The sequence below is a fragment of the Streptosporangium jomthongense genome (genome assembly GCF_042650425.1).
In the GTDB taxonomy this organism is placed as follows: domain Bacteria; phylum Actinomycetota; class Actinomycetes; order Streptosporangiales; family Streptosporangiaceae; genus Streptosporangium.
Genome location: NZ_JBHSBC010000045.1, coordinates 1 through 16,260, shown reverse-complemented (window position 1 = coordinate 16,260; position 16,260 = coordinate 1). Strand labels below are relative to the sequence as shown.

Below are 16,260 nucleotides of genomic sequence, written 5' to 3'. Positions count from 1 at the left end.
CGATCACCTGGCGATCTCCTCGTAGGCGGCTTCGAGCAGCTCCTCCGGCGGGTCCTCAAGCGGGGACACCTTCGCCAGGTCGTCGAGGACGACGAAGCGCAGCCTGGCGCCGCGGCTCTTCTTGTCAAGGCGCATGTGTTCGCGCAGACCGGGCCAGGCGTCGCGGCGGTAGGCCGTGGGCAGCCCGACGGAGGTCAGGATGGACCGGGTGCGCTCGACGACGGCGGCGCCGATCCGGCCGTCCAGGCGGGACAGCTCGGCGGCGTAGACCATGCCGATGGCGACGGCCTCTCCGTGGCGGATCCGGTACCCCTCGGCCCGTTCGATGGCGTGGGCCAGGGTGTGGCCGTAGTTGAGGATCTCCCGCAGGCCGCCCTCACGCAGGTCGGCGCCGACCACGTCGGCCTTGATCTGCACCTTGCGCTCGATGAGCTCGCGGGTGTGCCGCCCCTCGGGGTGCCTGGCCTCCTGCGGGGCCTCCTCGATGAGGTCGAGGATCACCGGGTCGGCGATGAAGCCGCCCTTGATGACCTCGGCCAGGCCGCCGACGTAGTCGTCGCGGGGCACCGAGACCAGCGTGGCCAGGTCGCACAGCACGCCCGCCGGAGGGTGGAAGGAGCCGACCAGGTTCTTGCCCTCGGGGGTGTTGATCCCGGTCTTGCCGCCGACCGCCGCGTCGACCATGCCCAGCAGCGTGGTCGGCACCTGCACGACCTTGACGCCGCGCAGCCAGGTGGCGGCGGCGAAGCCCGCCAGGTCGGTGGTCGCCCCTCCGCCGACGCCGACGACCGCGTCGGAGCGTGTGACACCGTGCGCGCCGAAGGCCGACCAGAGCCCGGCGGCCACCTCGACCGTCTTGGCCTGCTCGGCGTCGGGCACCGGCAGCGCGACGACCTGGTAACCGGCCGCCTCGATCGCCCCGCACACGGGCCTGGCGATCTCCGGCAGGCTCGCCGGGTGGACCACCGCGACGGTGCGGACCGCGGGACCGAGCAGGGCGGGAAGCTCGCCGAGCACCCCGGTGCCGATCACCACGTCGTAGGGGGACTCTCCGGACACCTTGATCCTGGAGGTCGTCATGATCCGAGTCCCTTCACGATCTCGTCGACGACCTGTTCCGGGTCGCGCTCGTCGGTGGCCACGGTGAGGACGGCCAGCCCCTCGTAGATCGGGCGGCGGTCCTCCATGAGCTTCTTGAGCCGGCTGCGCGGGTTGAGCACCAGCAGTGGCCGGGCCGAGGCCAGACCGACCCGCTGCACCGCCTGCGCCAGGCCGACCTCCAGGTAGACCACGGGGTGACCGGCGAGCAGTTCCCGCGTCGCCTCGGCCAGCACCGCGCCGCCGCCCAAGGACAGCACGCCGTCGTGTTCGTCGAGCGCCAGCCGTACGGCCCGCGCCTCAAGCTCTCTGAAGTGCTCCTCGCCGTCCTCGACGAAGATGTCACTGACCGGTTTGCCCGCCGTGGCCTCGACGTCGGCGTCGGTGTCGCGGAAGGCGACCCCCAGCCGTTCGGCGAGCAGGTGGCCTACGGTCGACTTGCCCGCGCCGGGGGCGCCGACCAGGACTACGCGGGGACTCACCGTTCCTCCTCGGTTCGCACGCTCACTTGATCACCATCGAGGAGAGGTAGCCGGACAGGTTCCTGGCGACCTCCTCGACGGAGTCACCGCCGAACTTCTCCACCGCGGCGTCGGCGAGGACCAGCGCGACCATCGCCTCGGCGACGATCGCGGCGGCGGGCACGGCGCACACGTCGGAACGCTCGTGGTGGGCCTTGGCGGCCTCACCGGTCAGCACGTCGATGGTGGCCAGTGCCCTGGGCACGGTGGAGATCGGCTTCATGGCGGCGCTGACCCGCAGCGGCTCGCCGTTGGTCATGCCGCCCTCGACGCCGCCCGCGCGGTTGGTGATGCGGCGCACGCCGTCCGAGGTGTTCTCGATCTCGTCGTGGGCCCGGGAACCGGGACGGCGGGCGGTCTCGAAGCCGTCGCCGACGGCGACGCCCTTGATGGCCTGGATGCCCATCAGCGCGGCGGCCAGGCGGGCGTCGAGACGGCGGTCCCAGTGGGTGTAGCTGCCCAGGCCCGGCGGCAGGCCGTAGGCGACGACCTCGACGACCCCGCCGAGGGTGTCGCCGTCCTTGTGGGCCTTGTCGATCTCGGCGACCATCGCGGCGCTGCCCTCGGGGTCGGCGCAGCGCACCGGGTCGGCGTCGACGGCGGCCATGTCCTCTGGGCCGGGCAGGACGCCCGGCGTCGCCTGCGCCCCTCCGATGGAGACGACGTGGCTGACGATGTCGACGCCCAGGGCCTGCTTGAGGAAGGCGCGGGCGACCTGGCCCAGGGCGACCCTGGCGGCGGTCTCGCGGGCGCTGGCCCGGTCGAGCACGGGGCGGGCGTCGTCGAAGCCGTACTTCTGCATGCCCGCCAGGTCGGCGTGGCCCGGCCGGGGGCGTGAGCGCGGCGCGTTGCGCGCCTGCCCCTCCAGCAGCGCGGGATCGACCGGGTCGGCCGCCATGACGGTCTCCCACTTGGGCCATTCGGTGTTGCCGACGCGGATGGCGACCGGGCTGCCGAGCGTGCGGCCGTGCCGTACGCCGCCCACGATGTTCACCACGTCCTGCTCGAACTTCATCCGGGCGCCGCGGCCGTAACCGAGGCGGCGTCTGGCCAGTGCCCCGTCGATGTCGGCCGTGGTCACCTCCACCCCTGCGGGCAGGCCCTCAAGGATCGCGACGAGCTCGGGGCCGTGGGATTCTCCGGCGGTCAACCAGCGCAACATGGTGACAAGTCTTCCATGTGCCGCCCACTGGAATGGCCGAGGCTCACTGGTTGAGACGCTCCGGCATGTCAGCGGATTCCCTGGGCCGTGAGGATGACCGCGAAGGCACCGGCGGCCATGAAGGGGCCGAAGGGGATCTCACTGCCGCGTCCCGCCCGGCGCGCGGCCACCAGGGCGCCGCCGTACAGGCCTCCGGCGAGGAAGCCGAGGAAGGCGCCGGTGACCAGGGCGTCCCAGCCGAGCCGGCCGAGCGCCACGCCCAGCGCCGCCGCGAACTTGACGTCGCCGAGCCCCATGCCCTCCGGGTTGACCAGGAAGAGCAGGAGGTACAGGCCGGTCAGGACCAGGCCGCCGAGCAGCGCCCTGGCCAGGTCCGGGGCGCCGTCCCGTGTCAGGGCCGCGGCCGTCAGCGGCGCCGCCGTGCCCAGGAAGGCGTCGGCGGTGAGCCGGTCGAGCAGCCGGTCGACGGCGACGTCCACGGCGACCAGGGCGACCGTGACGGCCGTGAGCCACCCGTAGGCGGCCAGCTCGGGCCATGGGTACCGCGACGCGAGGGCGGCCAGCGTCACCGCGGTGAGGACCTCGGCCACCAGCGGCGGCGGCCCGATCCGTGCCCGGCACTCCGGGCAGCGCCCGGCCGCGAGTCTCAGGGACGCGACCGGGCCGCCGCCGACCGCCGTGGCGCAGCGCGGGCAGGCGTGCCCGAGGAGGGCCTCCTCCCCGACCGAGTGGCGGATGGCCAGGTCTCTCGCCCAGAAGCCGAGCGGCAGCCCGGCCAGGGCGGCGGCGAGGGGCAGGAGGTGGTTCACCGTGCCCCCGGGGAAGGTCGGCCGTGTTCGTCCACGGCCCGAACCCTAACGCGGGAAGGTCAGTCCCGGCCGCGTGACGACCTGCCGACCAGCGGCCAGCCGAGGCGGCGGCGCCGGGGGACGGCCGTCTCGGATCCGGCCTCCGTTCGGGCCTCCGTTCGGGCCTCCATTCGGGCCACGGTGACCCCGGGGGTCTCGGAGCCGAGCCGGTCGAGGGTGCCGGCCCCGACCGCGGCGAACGCCTGCAGCACGGCTCCCTCGATCACGAACGGCACCGGGCCCGCGACGTCGATCACCACGGCCGCGGCGTCCTCGTGCGCCGCCGCCTGGCAGACCTGCGGGGTCGTCGCCTGGATGGGGCGGGCGTCGGGACGCCACAGCTTCAGCGGGCCGGTCCCGGTGAAGGCGAGCACCGCCTGCCTGCCGTCCTTGCCGACGAGCTTCGGCAGGGCCATCTCGCTCTCCTTCTCCTGCCGCAGCCCGTGCTCGCCGACCTCGGACTCCGTCAGCAGGGCCACAACCGGGACGAGCAGCCGCGCCCCGCCGAGGGCGGCGATCACCGCGCCCACGTCGGCCGTGCCCGCGGAGAAGGCGGCGAGCGCGGACGAGACGGCGGCGTCGGCTGAGCCGTCGTCGCCGGGGACCAGTGGCTGGGGAATGCTCGGCACGACCCCGAAGCCTACCCTCGGTGACCGGCGGGTCCTCGGCCGAGGGAGGGTCACCGGGCGGCGTCGAAGACGATCTCGACCCGCCGGTTCCTCGCGCGGTTCGCCTCGACGGGAGCGCCGTCGACGATGTTGGGCACCTTGGGCCTGGACTCGCCGAACCCCCTGGCCAGCAGGGTCGTCCCGGTGCCGGCGAGGGCGGCCCGCAGGACCTGCCCCACGGCCCGTGCCCGTCTGAGCGAGAGCGCGTCGTTGTAGGCGTCGCTCCCCTGGTCGTCGGTGTGCCCCTCGATCCTGACCTCGCCGCCCGTGGACTCGGCGCGGACGCGCTCGGCGATCCGCCGCAGGCGCAGCTTCGCCCCGGTGGTCAGCACGGCCCTGTCGAGGGCGAACAGCACGTCGCTGGTGAGCGCGACGGTGATCTGTTCCCCGCGTTTCGACTCGCTCTCCGCGCCGTCGAGCGACTCGACCTCGGCGACGACGTCCTCGACACGGGCGACGATCTCCTCGACCCCGGCCGTGGCCGCCTCGGGGTCGGCGGGGTCGGCCCACGCGGCCGCCGGATGTCCCACCGTCAGGACGAGTGCGAGCGCCAGGGCCGTGAGACGTTCAGGAGATCGGGACATCGGCGAACACGCCCAGCACCTTGAGGTCCACGTTGATCTTCGTGACGTCCGGCGGCGGGGCGGCGAACGTCGCGTGCAGCGGCAGCACCTCGTCCGGCTCGGTGAACACGTCGTAGCTGGAGCACAGGCAGGTGACCTTGGGATAGGCGCCGGTGCGCGCGACGGTGTAGCGCTTGCCGTTGACCGGGTCGACCAGGCTGATCCCCCCGACGGTCAGCCCCAGACCGCCCGGGGTGTCCCCCATGTCGTTGCTCATCTGCCATCTGGCGTCGCCCGTGTTGGTGACCGTCCAGGTCAGCGTGGCCAGCCTGCCCTGCCGCCTGAGGCCGGTGATCCGTACGACCAGGTCGGCGCCGCCCGCCTTGACCTTCCTGGCGGCGATCACCTTCTCCTGTTCGACGTCCTGTTCGACGGGCACGTCCCGCTGCTCCGAGGGCTGTTCCGAAGACCTCTCCGCGGGTTGCCCGGCGGCCCCGGTCGTGGCCGCGGAGGCGGGGAGCGGCTGCCTCTCCTCACCGCCGCCGCCCCGCTGCCCGGGGAGCGCCCCGCATCCGCTCAGCACGGCCGCCAGCACGGCGGCGGCCAGCGCCGGCGTGATCCCTCTTCCCATCGTGCTTCCACCTCTTGCCCGTCGTGGTTCGCGTCGGTCCCGACCGTAGGCGGGCCACCTTCAGGACGCGTATAGCGCGCTATACGCGCAGGCCACGGCGGCGTCGTACCTCGTCGGCGAGCTCTTCCGCCGCGGCGCGGCCTCGCCGGTCACCGAGAGCGTCGAACTCTCCCATAACTCGCATTACTCCATCAAACGCCTCATCAATCTCATCAAGCCCGAGCAACGCCTCCGCCAGGGTGAGCGTCGCCCGCGCGGCACCGGCGCGGTCTCCGTGCTCGCGGAAGGTCTCCAGCGCCTCCCGCGCGTTCTGCCCGGCGACGTCCGCCCTGCCCTCCGCCAGGGCGATCCCGGCCAGGACCGTCAGCGCCGCGGCCTCGGGCAGCCGGTCCCCCAGCCGCCTGGCCAGGCCGAGGCCGTGTTCCGCCCGTTCGTTCGCCTCCCGAAGCCGCCGCGTGTCCAGGAGAAGCCCGGCGAGGTCGAGCGAGACCGCCGCCTCACCCCGTGGGTCGCCCAGCTCGCGGTAGGCCTCCAGACTCCTTGAGAGCAGGTCCCCATCCCGGCGCAGTCCGCCGAGGGCGCGCAGCGCGTCGGCCCTGCCCCGCCGGTCGCCCGCCGCGGAGAAGGCGGCCAGGCACGCCACGAAACACGCCTGCGCCTCGGACAGCCGTTCCCCGGCGAGGTGGACCAGGCCGAGCCGGTACCGGACGCGGGCCGCCTCCCCCGGCTCCGCGAGCCCGAGCGCCCGCCGCAGTGCCTCGGCCGCCTCGGGCAGCCTGCCCTCCACACGGTGCAGGTCGGCCAGGGATCTGAGCAGCAGCGCCTCACCGTTGCGGTGCCCCGCGCGCCGTACGGCCCGCAGCCCCTCCTCCACGGCCGAGCGCCAGTCCTCGCGGTGCGCGCCCAGCTCGAAGAAGGGCGTCAGGTAGAAGGCCAGCCGCCAGGCCGCCTCGTCCAGGCCCGCCCGCCGCGCGTCGGCGACGGTCGCGACCAGGAACCTCCGTTCCGCGGCCAGCCAGCGGGCCGACTCCCGAAGGAGCGCGGTCTCCGCGGCCGCGGCCTGCTCGGCCGTACGGGCCAGGGTCAGGCCCGAGCCCGGCTCCGCGGGCAGGAGCAGCGTCCTGGCCCGCCGGGCGCGGTCGAGGATCTCCGGGGCCGCGGCGGCCAGGACCCCGGCGGGCGGACCCTCCTCCGCGGCCAGGCGCTCGGCCGCGTAGAGCCTGGTCAGGTCGTGCCAGCCGTACCTCTCCTGACCTGCCGGGTCGAGACCCCGCGCCTGCAGCAGGCCCGCCCCGGCCAGCGCCTCAAGCGTCTCCTCGGCGGGCGCGCCGAGGACGGCCGAGGCCGCCCAGGGGGCGAAGTCGGGGGCCGACAGCGCGCCGAGACGGCGCAGCAGCAGGCGTTCCCGGTCGGAGAGGGCGCGGTAGCCCAGCGCCAGGCTGCCGCGCACGGCCAGGTCACCCGCGCTGAGCTCGTCCAGGCGTCCGCGTTCGTCCTCAAGACGTCCCGCCAGGTGTTCCAGGGTCCAGCCGGGACGCCTGGCCAGCCTGGACCCGGCGATTCTGAGGGCCAGCGGCAGCCCGCCGCACAACTCGGCGATCCGCGCCGCCGCCCGTGGCTCCGCCTCGACGCGACGCCGCCCGGCCACCCCGGCCAGCATCGCCACGGACTCGTCCCGGTCGAACACGCCGAGTTCGCGGGCGCGCGCCGCCTCCAGGCCGTGCAGCGGCGAGCGGCTGGTCACCAGCGTCAGGCAGCCGGGCCCGGTGGGCAGCAGCGGGCGTACCTGGGCCTCCCGCTCCGCGTCGTCGAGCACCACCAGCAGGCGCCGTCCGCTCACCGTGCTGCGGTAGAGACGGACGCGCCCGTCCAGGCCTGCGGGGATCGCCGTCTCCTGGCAGCCGAGCGAGCGCAGCAGGTCCTCAAGCACCGCCTCCGGCGTCCTGCCGCCGAGCGAGGCGTGCAGCCGCCCGCCGGGGAAGTCGAGCGCGGTGGCCGCGTGGACCGCGACCGCGGACTTGCCCACCCCCGCCGGGCCGTGCAGCACCAGGTGGACGGGCGCGCCCGCGGCGTCGGGCACCGACCGGCGAATCCAGTCCAGCACGTGTTCACGCCCGGTGAAGTCGGCGATGTCCGGCGGTGTCTCGTTCGGTGTCTCGTTCGGCACCTGTCCGGCCCGGGTCGAGGTGCCCGCGAGCACGCGTTCGTGCGCCTCGCGCAGCGCCTCCCCCGGTTCGAGGCCGAGTTCCCCGACCAGCAGCCGCCGCGCCTCCTGGTAGGCGCCCAGCGCCTCCGACCTGCGTCCCGCCTGGCCGAGGGCCGTGATGAGCTGCCCCCACGCCCGTTCCCGCAGCGGGTAGGCCGCCACGAGCGCGCGCAGTTCCCCGGTCACCCGCGCGCCCCGGCCGAGCGCCAGGTCCAGTTCGACCCGCTCCTCGACCGTGGTCAGCCGCAGTTCCTCAAGCCGTACGGCGTGCGCGCGCCGCAGCGTGTCCGACTCGACGTCGGCCAGCGCGGGCCCCCGCCAGAGCGCGAGGGCCGCGCGCAGCCCCTCTGCCGCCTCGGCCCGCCCGCCCGCCTCCCCGGCTCGCGTGGCCTCCGCCACCAGCCGCTCGAACCGGTGCGCGTCCACCCGGTCGGGGTCGACGTCGAGGAGGTATCCGCCGGGCACGGTGCGAATCCCCTCCACCACCTTGCGCAGGGCGCTGACGTAGACCCGCAGCACCGCCTCCGCCGAGGCCGGCGGCCGTCCGTCCCACACCTCGTCGACCAGCCGGACGACGGCCACCGGCCGCGCGGGCCGCAGCAGCAGGGCGGCCAGCAGCGCGCGGTGTTTCGCGGGCCCGGGGGTCAGGTCGCGATCACCGTCGAGGACCAGCAACGGCCCCAGCACGCCGAACCGCACCGTCTCAGCCCTTCGGCCCGCTGAGGTCGAAGGAGCGGAACCTGACCCGGACCGGGGCGCCGGTGTCCGGCGCCGCGTGGACTCCGGCCGCGCCGGGGCCGTACGGATCGCGTGTGTCGACGGCCTCGGCGACCAGGACGTCGTCGACCCACATGCTCAGGGCGGTTGCCGTACCCCGTTGACCGCACCGGGCCACGACACGGCTGTCCGCCGTTCCCCGTACCCGGACCGGCCCGTCCAGGACGACGCCCCGCCCCGCGCGCCGTTTGACGATGGAGGCGTCTCCGGAACCCGCGACCGTGAACTCGTACCGGTCGCCGGTGCCCAGGTCGCCACGGCACCACACGCCGAACTCCCCCGACCCCGCTTCGAGCCGGGCCGAGGAGCTGACCACGACGTCCTGCGCGCGTTCGCCGGGGAAGGGGGCCGACTTCCACAGCCGCCACCCTGGGTTGGCGGTCAGCAGGTAGGCGGCGCCGTCCCGCTCGCTCCGGCCGCCCTCGGTCACGCCGACCTCCCAGGAGTCGGCGAAGTCCGCGTGGTAGGGCAGGGCGGGCGCGGCGCCGAAACCGGCCTGGACGGCCACGCCTGCGGTGACGGCCGTGGCGAGCGCGACCGCGCCCAGAGCCCACGGCCACCGGCGCCGGACCCTCTTCCCCGGCGCGACGACGGCGGGCCCGTCAGGGACGGCGGGCTCCTCCTGAGCGGTGACCGTCCAGGAGCGTTCTACGGCCTGGGTGGCGGTCGCCGGGGTCGGGCTGCCGCCGATCAGCTCGCCCAGCAGCCGCCCGGCGCTCGGCCTGCGCGCTGGGTCCTTGGCCATGGCCCGTTCGACGACCGCGCGCATCCGGTCTTCGAGGCCGTCGAGGTTCGGCCCCTCGTTGACGATCCGGTACAGGACCTCGGGCGGGGAGCCTCCGCCGAACGGCAGGCGGCCCGTGCCCGCGAACGCGATCACCCCGCCCCACGCGTAGACGTCGGCGGCGGGGGTCGGCGGCTCACCGCGCACCTGCTCGGGCGCCATGAACGCGGGCGTGCCCAGGATCGCCTGGCTGGCCAGGCTCTCCTCGTCGGCGAGCCGTGCGATGCCGAAGTCGATCACCCGCGGGCCGAGCGGGGACAGCAGCACGTTCGACGGCTTGAGGTCGCGGTGGATCACCCCGGCCTCGTGGATGGCGTGGAGCGCGGTGGCGATCCCGGCCGCGAGCGCCTCCAGGTTGGCGCCGGTCAGCGGCCCCTGCTCCCGTACGGCCTGCGCCAGGCTTGGGCCCTTGACGTACTCGGTGACGAGGTAGGCGACGTCCCCGTCGACCCCGGCGTCCAGGACGGGGGCGGTGCAGAACCTGGCCACCCTGCGGGCCGCGGCCACCTCGCGCTCGAAGCGCCGGACGAAGGCCGGATCGTCGGTGAGCCGGGGATGGATCACCTTCACCGCGGCCAGGCCGCCGGTCGGGGTGGTGGCGAGGTGCACCACGCCCATGCCGCCCCGGCCAAGCTCACGCCTGAGCACGTATCCGCCGATCACGTTCACCGGAGTCACCCTACGATCAAACACCGACACCAGGGACAAAAGCCCCGGCACTCAGCCCAGGTCGGCGATGGCGGCGACCGGGCCGCCCCCGCTGGGGCCCTGGTGGACGGCGGCGACCGAGACGAAGACGGCGGGGTCGCCGGTGACGCTGGCCGCGACACCGCCGACGGTCGCCTTGATCTGGCGGTGCCAGTGCACGTCGGAGTCGTCGAGCATGATGTTGCGCCTGCCCCTGACCCTGCCCGAGGGGTCCGCCTCGCACTTCATGAACACGTTGACCAGCCTGCCGTCCAGGTCGGAGGGGTGCGGGCGCTCCGGCAGGTCGATCCCGCTCGACCGGATGGCCGCCCAGATGCCGTCGGCGTCCAGCGCGTCCCGCATGACGGAGTGGCCGATCCGGTAGCGCCCGCCGATGCCCCTGACGTTGCCGACGACGACGATCTGCGCCCTGTCCAGCTCGACCCCCGAGGAGCAGGAGGCGACGGAGGAGTACAGCGACAGGTCCCGGTGGATCTGCCCGGCCGTGGGCGTCCCGATCTCGCCGAGCGCGACCGCGACGCCGAGGGCGGTGGTCGAGTTGGAGATGTCCATCGAGGGCCCGGTGTCCTCGACGACCACGTCCTGGCCCCGGGACCTGGCGTCGTTGATGGTGGCGAGGGTGAGCAGGGGCGTCTTGGTCTGGACGTAGTGGACGTCGGCGGGGTCGTCGATCCCGGCGGCCTCCATGGCCTTCCTGACGCCCGCGGCGACCTTCTCGACCATCGCGGGGCGGCCGATGTCCTCGGGCAGGATGACCTCGCTCATCGCGACCCCGACGCTCAGGCGAGGTTCCTGGCTCGGTTCGGCGTCCGCCGTGGTCGCGAAGATCGTCGCGTGCGGGCTGAGCACGCCGTCGGTGCCGCCGGACCAGACCAGCGGGACGTCCTGGGGCGCCGGATGCCCCCGCTCGGCGAGCACCTCACGGAAGGCGCGGTCGGCCAGGATGCGGGTGTAGTCGTTCACCCCGCCGTTCCCCTCGGTCTTGCCGATCACCGCGAGGACCCGGTGCGCCTCGATCACCCCGTCGTCGATGAGCCGGGACAACCCGGAGGCGTCGGTCACGCTCTCGATCGCCACCTTGCGCACTTCAATCGGTTCCGGCATCCCTGTCACCTCTCGGTCCCGCTGCTTCCCTGTGGGTTCCCTGCGGCCTCGCTGTGGGTTCCCTGCGGCCTCGCTGTGGCCTCGCGACCCCCGGCCCGGACCGGCCCCGGGGTCGCGACACCCGTTGCGATACCCACCGCGCGGGGCGGGCACCGGCGCGGGGAGCGGTTTCCCCGTCCGGGGACGGACACGCGTGAGGAGGGCGCCCGGGGCCTCCTTGATCGGTAATCGTTCTCCCGGGGCGGTCCGCGCACCCGGCCCCCGCACGGTACGGCCCCACCCGCGGGCCGCTTCAAACCTGTGATCTGCGACACATCCAAACATCCGATGATTTTGGACATATCGCCACTTCTCACAACATCGACGGATATTTCACAGCACCGAATGACGTTCAGTTAACGTCACGTTTCCCGCTAGATCATCTGCCCGCGCACGCGACACCAATAACTTTGTTTACAGTTGATCCAGCGGTGGAAAACGAGCCGCTCCACGCAGCTGAGAAAACGGGGTTCTCCGCATGCTTGCATTACTTGACGCGCCTCCTGACAAGGCCGATCAATATCTTCCACAGCCTCCGTCCGACGACGAGCTGAAACTGTATTTCGGGCCACAAAAGCGCTGGGTGCTTCTGTCCGTGCCCCTTTCCCTGACATTAACCGCAGGGACTCTTTTCCTATTCTCCATGCGCCATCCCGCGTTGTGGCCGTTTTTCGTTGCCCTGCTGCTGAACCTCAGTGGATGGACGATGTCGTTCGTCGACGGGCAGCGTCAGCGGCTGACCACCTGGGAGTCCCACGAGCTGCTCGTGCGTTCCTGGCGGCCCGCCCGCCTGCCCTCCGTGGACGTCTTCCTGCCGACCAGGGGCGAACCCATGGAGATCCTGCGCAACACCTTCCGCCACGTGGGAGCGCTCCGGTGGAACGGTCCAGTCACGGTCTGGGTGCTCGACGACGCCGCCCGCGACGAGGTGGAGGAGCTGGCCGTACGGCACGGCTTCCGGTACAGCGCGCGGCCCGACCAGGGGTACCTGAAGAAGGCCGGCAACCTCAACCACGGCCTGTCGATCAGCTCGGGCGAGGTCGTCGCGGTCTTCGACGCCGACTTCTGCCCGAGGCCCGACTTCCTGTCCCACCTGGTCCCCTATCTGGAGGACCCGAGGATCGCCGTGGCCCAGTCGCCGCAGTACTTCGACACCACGCAGGAGATGCCCTGGCTGCAGCGTACGGCCGGGGCCGCCCAGGAGATGTTCTACCGGTGGCTGCAACCGTCGCGGGACGCCGACGGCGGAGCCATCTGCGTGGGCACGAACGTGGTCTACCGGCGCGCGACGCTTGAGGAGATCGGGGGCTTCCCCAAGATCGACCACAGCGAGGACATCTACACCAGCGTCGAGCTGATGAAGCACGGCTACCGCACCAAGTACGTCCCGGTGCTGCTGGCCAAGGGCCTGTCCCCCGACAACGTCGCCTCCTACATCGCCCAGCAGTACCGGTGGGCGATGGGCTGCATGAGCCTGCTGTTCGACCGTGACTTCCACCGCACGCCGATGTCGTGGCGGGTACGGCTGTCCTACTACAGCGGTTTCCTGAGCTACTTCGTCTCCGCCGCCAACATCGCGGCCGTCCCGCTGCCCGGGCTCGTCATGCTCGCCTTCTATCCGGACGAGGTCAGGGCGTGGCACATGATCCCGTTCGTGGGGCCCCTCTGGGTGGCGCTGGTGCTGCTGCCCGCGGTCTCGGTGAGCCGCTGGCGCTTCGAGGTGACCCGCGCCCAGACCCTGTACGCCTACTGTCATCTGATCTCCATCGTGCACGCGGTGCGCAACCAGGCCGCGGCGTGGGTGCCCAGCGGCGCCGCCGCGGGCAAGAGCACGCTCGTCTCGACCGTCGCCCGCATGGCCTTCGTCTGGCTGACCGTCACCACGGCCGCCACCTGGATCGGCATCGCGCTGCGCGCGTCCGTCTACGGGTGGGGTGAGTACTGGGCGCTGACCCTGTTCGCCGTCGGCACCACCTACATCGCCCTCCCCCTCATTCGTGATCTGTGGAGGATTCTCCGTTGAACCACCGTCTGCGCTGGCCAGAGGCCCTGGCCATCACCGTCCTGTTACTGCTCGGCGTGCTGCTCGCCTCCGGCCTCGCCGTACTGCCCCCGCTGCTGCCGTGACGCCGCGCTACCGTCTCGGCTTCAGGCCGGACATCGAGGGGCTCCGGGCGGTCGCCGTCCTGGCCGTGCTCGCCTTCCACGCGACCGTGCCCGGCATGGCCGGGGGGTTCGCCGGGGTGGACGTGTTCTTCGTCATCTCCGGGTTCCTGATCACCGGTCTGCTGCTGCGCGACATCTCGGCCGAGGGCCGTTTCTCACTGGCGGACTTCTACGCCAGGAGGGCCAGGCGCATCCTGCCCGCCGCCGGGGTCGTGCTGCTCGCCACGACGGCCGGGGCCTGGCTGCTGCTGCCGCCGCTGCGCGGCACCGACGTCGCCGGTGACGTGGTCGCCGCCGCCCTGTATCTCGCCAACTGGCGGTTCGTCGCGGGCCAGACCGACTACCTGGCCGCCGCGCGGGACCCGAGTCCTCTGCTGCACTACTGGTCGCTGGCCGTCGAGGAGCAGTTCTACCTCCTGTGGGCGCCGCTGCTGCTGGTGCTCGTGCTGGTGGCGCGCCGCCTCGGCCGCAGTCCCCTGCCCGCGATCGCGGTGGCCGTCGTGGCGCTGACCGGTGTCTCGTTCGCGCTCGCGCTGTGGTGGACGGGCACCAGCGCCCCGCTCGCCTACCTGTCCTCCCCCTCCCGTGCCTGGCAGTTCGGCGTGGGTGCCCTGGCCGCCCTGCTCACGCCGTACGGCGGGCGTCTCGGCGCGCGTCCCGGAGGCGGCGAGGGCCACCGGGACGTCCCGCGCTTCTCCCTGCGGGTCGTCTCCGGGGCACTCGGCCTGGCCGGGGCGGCCGCGGTCGCCTGGTCGATCGTGGCGCTCGGCCCGCAGACGCCGTACCCGGGGACGGCCGCGCTGGTCCCCACGCTCGGCACGGCGGCGGTCATCGTGTTCCGCTCGCCGGTCTCAGCCGCGCTGTCCTGGGCACCGGTCCGGCTGGCGGGGCGGCTGTCGTTCTCCTGGTACCTGTGGCACTGGCCGGTCCTGGTCCTCACCGAGGCCGCGCTCGGCGAGCAGTCGTGGCCGGTACGGCTGGCGCTGGTGCTGGCCTGCGCGCTTCCCGCGGCCCTGACGCTGAGGCTGGTCGAACAGCCGCTGCGGACGTCACGGGTCGTGGCGGCGCTGCCCCGGCGCGGCCTGGCCCTGGGCACCAGCGCGATGGCCGTGCCCGTCGCCGCCGCGCTCCTGCTCAACGGCGGGATCGTGCAGGGCGCCACGACCACCACGGTCACCGTGGCGCAGTCGGCCGAGACACCGGACACCCCCGGTACGGCGCTGCTCCCGCCACCCGCGCAGGCCAGGAACGACTTCCCCAAGTCCCAGGGCTGCGAGATCGCGCTGACCGCGACGACGAGCCCGCCGTGCCTGTTCGGCGACACCTCCTCCAAGGACAGGGTCGTCCTCATCGGCGACTCCCACGCGGGCCAGTGGTTCGCCGCGGCCGAGCGCATCGCCGTACGGAGAGGGTGGGCCCTGGAGGTCCTCACCAAGCCCGGCTGCCCGCTGCCCCGGCTCACGGTCGTCGACCCCCGGCTGGGCAGGGAGTACCGCGAGTGCGACGCCTGGCGGGAGTACGCGATGAAACGGCTGGCGAGCGAGGCTCCGCCCCGGCTGATCCTGCTGGCCTCGCTCAACGCGTACACCACCGACAGGGCCGCGCTGACCCGCGCCTGGGACTCGACCCTCACCCCGCTGTCACGGCTCGGCGCCTCGCTGGTCTACCTGCGTGACACGCCGCTGCCCGGCAAGGACGTGCCCGCCTGTCTTTCCGGGGGTCCCGTCTCCGGCTGCGCATTCCCGCGCGCCGCCGGGCTGCGCCCCGATCCGCTGGCCGAGCAGATCACCGCGGGGGGACGTCCGGGGGTCCGTCTGCTGGACGTGACGCCGCTGCTGTGCCCGGAGGACTCCGGTTCGGCCACCTGCCCCGCGGCGCTCGACGGCATCGTGCTCTACCGCGACGACGCGCACATCACCGACACCCTCGCGGTACGGCTCGCTCCCCGGATCGAGCAGGACCTTGAGGACCTCGACCTGATCCCCACGGTGCTGTGAGGCCCGCCACCCGGGTGGTCCTCGCCCTTGTCGTCCTCCTGGCCGGGTGCTCGGGGCCCGGCCGGGAGGCCCGGGAGGCACGCTGGACCGAGATCTTCCGTGACGACTTCTCCGGGGCCGCCGGATCCCCGCTTCCCCAGGGATGGCTGCACGACCTCGGTACCTGCTATCCCGGCTGCCCCGCCCCCCGGTGGGGCACCGGGGAGATCGAGACCATGACCGACTCGACGGAGAACGTCTCCCTCGACGGTGCGGGGAACCTGGCCATCACCCCGCTGCTGCGCGAGGGGGCCTGGACGTCGGGCCGGGTGGAGACCGCCCGCTCCGACTTCAGGCCCCCGCCGGGAGGCGTGCTGCGTGTGGAGGCCAGGATCCGGCTCCCGGCGGTGACCCCGGCGGACGGCGCGGGCTACTGGCCCGCGTTCTGGATGCTGGGCGCCCCGCTGCGCGACGGTTACACCGGCTGGCCCGCCATCGGCGAGATCGACGTGATGGAGGCGGTCAACGGCCGTCCCTCGGTCATGGCCGCCATGCACTGCGGTGTGATGCCCGGCGGGCCGTGCGGCGAGCCTTCGGGTATCGGCTCCGGCGAGCGTCCCTGCCCGTCCTGTCACGGGAGCTTCCACCGCTACACCGTGGAGATCGACGAGAAGGAGATCCGCTGGTATCTCGACGACGCCCCCGTCCTGACCGTCGCCGCCACCCGGATGGACCCGCAGACCTGGGGCAGGGCGACGGCGCACGGCTTCTTCCTGATCCTGAACGTCGCCGTGGGCGGCGGCCTCCCCAACGCCTTCGGCGGCGGCCCCACCCCCGCCACCGTCCCCGGCCGCCCCATGCTCATCGACTACGTCTCGGTGAAGACCAAACCCGCCCCCAAGGCATGAACACCCCCAAGTGCGAGAAGTTTCGTCTCATGCTTTCCCGGTGCCACGTGTGAGGGGTTTCGGCTTGGGCGCGTCGGTGCTTGGACTGAGGAACGCAGGAG

Annotated in this window: 13 protein-coding genes; 3 read left to right on the top strand and 10 right to left on the bottom strand. The window is 73.2% G+C overall.

The features are described 5' to 3' along the window. Positions 1 to 3 precede the first annotated feature (3 nt). The 10 genes from aroB to ACFOYY_RS34410 all read right to left on the bottom strand — a co-directional run bounded on the left by aroB (position 4) and on the right by ACFOYY_RS34410 (position 11,070). Positions 4 to 1,080 (bottom strand): 3-dehydroquinate synthase, encoded by a 1,077-nt coding sequence (gene aroB, locus ACFOYY_RS34455; protein ID WP_386195328.1) that lies wholly within the window; start codon positions 1,078 to 1,080, stop codon positions 4 to 6. Further along, positions 1,077 to 1,580 carry a shikimate kinase gene (locus tag ACFOYY_RS34450; protein WP_352011391.1) on the bottom strand — a complete coding sequence of 168 codons (504 nt, stop codon included), beginning with the start codon at positions 1,578 to 1,580 and terminating at the stop codon, positions 1,077 to 1,079. Before ACFOYY_RS34450 ends, aroB begins: the two co-directional genes overlap by 4 nt. A gap of 22 nt (positions 1,581 to 1,602) precedes the next feature. Continuing rightward, positions 1,603 to 2,781, bottom strand: coding sequence for a chorismate synthase (aroC, locus tag ACFOYY_RS34445; RefSeq protein ID WP_352011390.1), 1,179 nt, complete (start codon positions 2,779 to 2,781; stop codon positions 1,603 to 1,605). A gap of 68 nt (positions 2,782 to 2,849) precedes the next feature. Continuing rightward, positions 2,850 to 3,590 carry a prepilin peptidase gene (locus ACFOYY_RS34440; protein ID WP_386195325.1) on the bottom strand — a complete coding sequence of 247 codons (741 nt, stop codon included), beginning with the start codon at positions 3,588 to 3,590 and terminating at the stop codon, positions 2,850 to 2,852. A gap of 59 nt (positions 3,591 to 3,649) precedes the next feature. Further along, on the bottom strand, positions 3,650 to 4,258 hold the full coding sequence (locus tag ACFOYY_RS34435) for an SseB family protein (RefSeq protein ID WP_386195323.1): 609 nt from the start codon (positions 4,256 to 4,258) through the stop codon (positions 3,650 to 3,652). Between the two features lie 50 nt (positions 4,259 to 4,308). Continuing rightward, positions 4,309 to 4,881: an OmpA family protein gene (locus ACFOYY_RS34430; protein ID WP_386195321.1), complete on the bottom strand. Its 573-nt coding sequence runs from the start codon at positions 4,879 to 4,881 to the stop codon at positions 4,309 to 4,311. Then, positions 4,865 to 5,491, bottom strand: a complete 627-nt coding sequence (locus ACFOYY_RS34425) for a hypothetical protein (protein ID WP_386195319.1) — start codon at positions 5,489 to 5,491, stop codon at positions 4,865 to 4,867. Before ACFOYY_RS34425 ends, ACFOYY_RS34430 begins: the two co-directional genes overlap by 17 nt. A 79-nt stretch (positions 5,492 to 5,570) precedes the next feature. Further along, a complete protein-coding gene (locus tag ACFOYY_RS34420; RefSeq protein WP_386195317.1) occupies positions 5,571 to 8,396 on the bottom strand; it encodes an AfsR/SARP family transcriptional regulator in 2,826 nt (941 codons plus the stop codon). A gap of 4 nt (positions 8,397 to 8,400) precedes the next feature. Beyond that, entirely contained in the window at positions 8,401 to 9,927 is a 1,527-nt protein-coding gene (locus ACFOYY_RS34415) for a serine/threonine-protein kinase (RefSeq protein ID WP_386195315.1), read from the bottom strand. Positions 9,928 to 9,978: 51 nt separating this feature from the next. Beyond that, complete coding sequence (locus ACFOYY_RS34410) at positions 9,979 to 11,070, bottom strand: barbiturase (protein ID WP_362775606.1); 1,092 nt, start codon at positions 11,068 to 11,070, stop codon at positions 9,979 to 9,981. A gap of 745 nt (positions 11,071 to 11,815) precedes the next feature. Between ACFOYY_RS34410 and ACFOYY_RS34405 the strand changes: the two genes are divergently transcribed. The 3 genes from ACFOYY_RS34405 (at position 11,816) to ACFOYY_RS34395 (ending at position 16,159) form a co-directional block, all read left to right on the top strand. Further along, positions 11,816 to 13,132: a glycosyltransferase gene (locus ACFOYY_RS34405; protein ID WP_386195313.1), complete on the top strand. Its 1,317-nt coding sequence runs from the start codon at positions 11,816 to 11,818 to the stop codon at positions 13,130 to 13,132. A gap of 100 nt (positions 13,133 to 13,232) precedes the next feature. Next, positions 13,233 to 15,272 (top strand): acyltransferase family protein, encoded by a 2,040-nt coding sequence (locus tag ACFOYY_RS34400; protein WP_386195311.1) that lies wholly within the window; start codon positions 13,233 to 13,235, stop codon positions 15,270 to 15,272. Next, positions 15,269 to 16,159 carry a glycoside hydrolase family 16 protein gene (locus tag ACFOYY_RS34395; RefSeq protein ID WP_352011380.1) on the top strand — a complete coding sequence of 297 codons (891 nt, stop codon included), beginning with the start codon at positions 15,269 to 15,271 and terminating at the stop codon, positions 16,157 to 16,159. Before ACFOYY_RS34400 ends, ACFOYY_RS34395 begins: the two co-directional genes overlap by 4 nt. The last annotated feature ends 101 nt before the right edge of the window (positions 16,160 to 16,260 follow it).

Excerpts from the sequence above, each read along its gene's own strand:
- aroB (WP_386195328.1), bottom strand. The coding sequence starts at position 1,080 with ATGACGACCTCCAGGATCAAGGTGTCCGGAGAGTCCCCCTACGACGTG.
- aroC (WP_352011390.1), bottom strand. The coding sequence starts at position 2,781 with ATGTTGCGCTGGTTGACCGCCGGAGAATCCCACGGCCCCGAGCTCGTC.
- ACFOYY_RS34430 (WP_386195321.1), bottom strand. The coding sequence starts at position 4,881 with ATGTCCCGATCTCCTGAACGTCTCACGGCCCTGGCGCTCGCACTCGTC.
- ACFOYY_RS34425 (WP_386195319.1), bottom strand. The coding sequence starts at position 5,491 with ATGGGAAGAGGGATCACGCCGGCGCTGGCCGCCGCCGTGCTGGCGGCC.
- ACFOYY_RS34410 (WP_362775606.1), bottom strand. The coding sequence starts at position 11,070 with ATGCCGGAACCGATTGAAGTGCGCAAGGTGGCGATCGAGAGCGTGACC.
- ACFOYY_RS34405 (WP_386195313.1), top strand. The coding sequence starts at position 11,816 with ATGTCGTTCGTCGACGGGCAGCGTCAGCGGCTGACCACCTGGGAGTCC.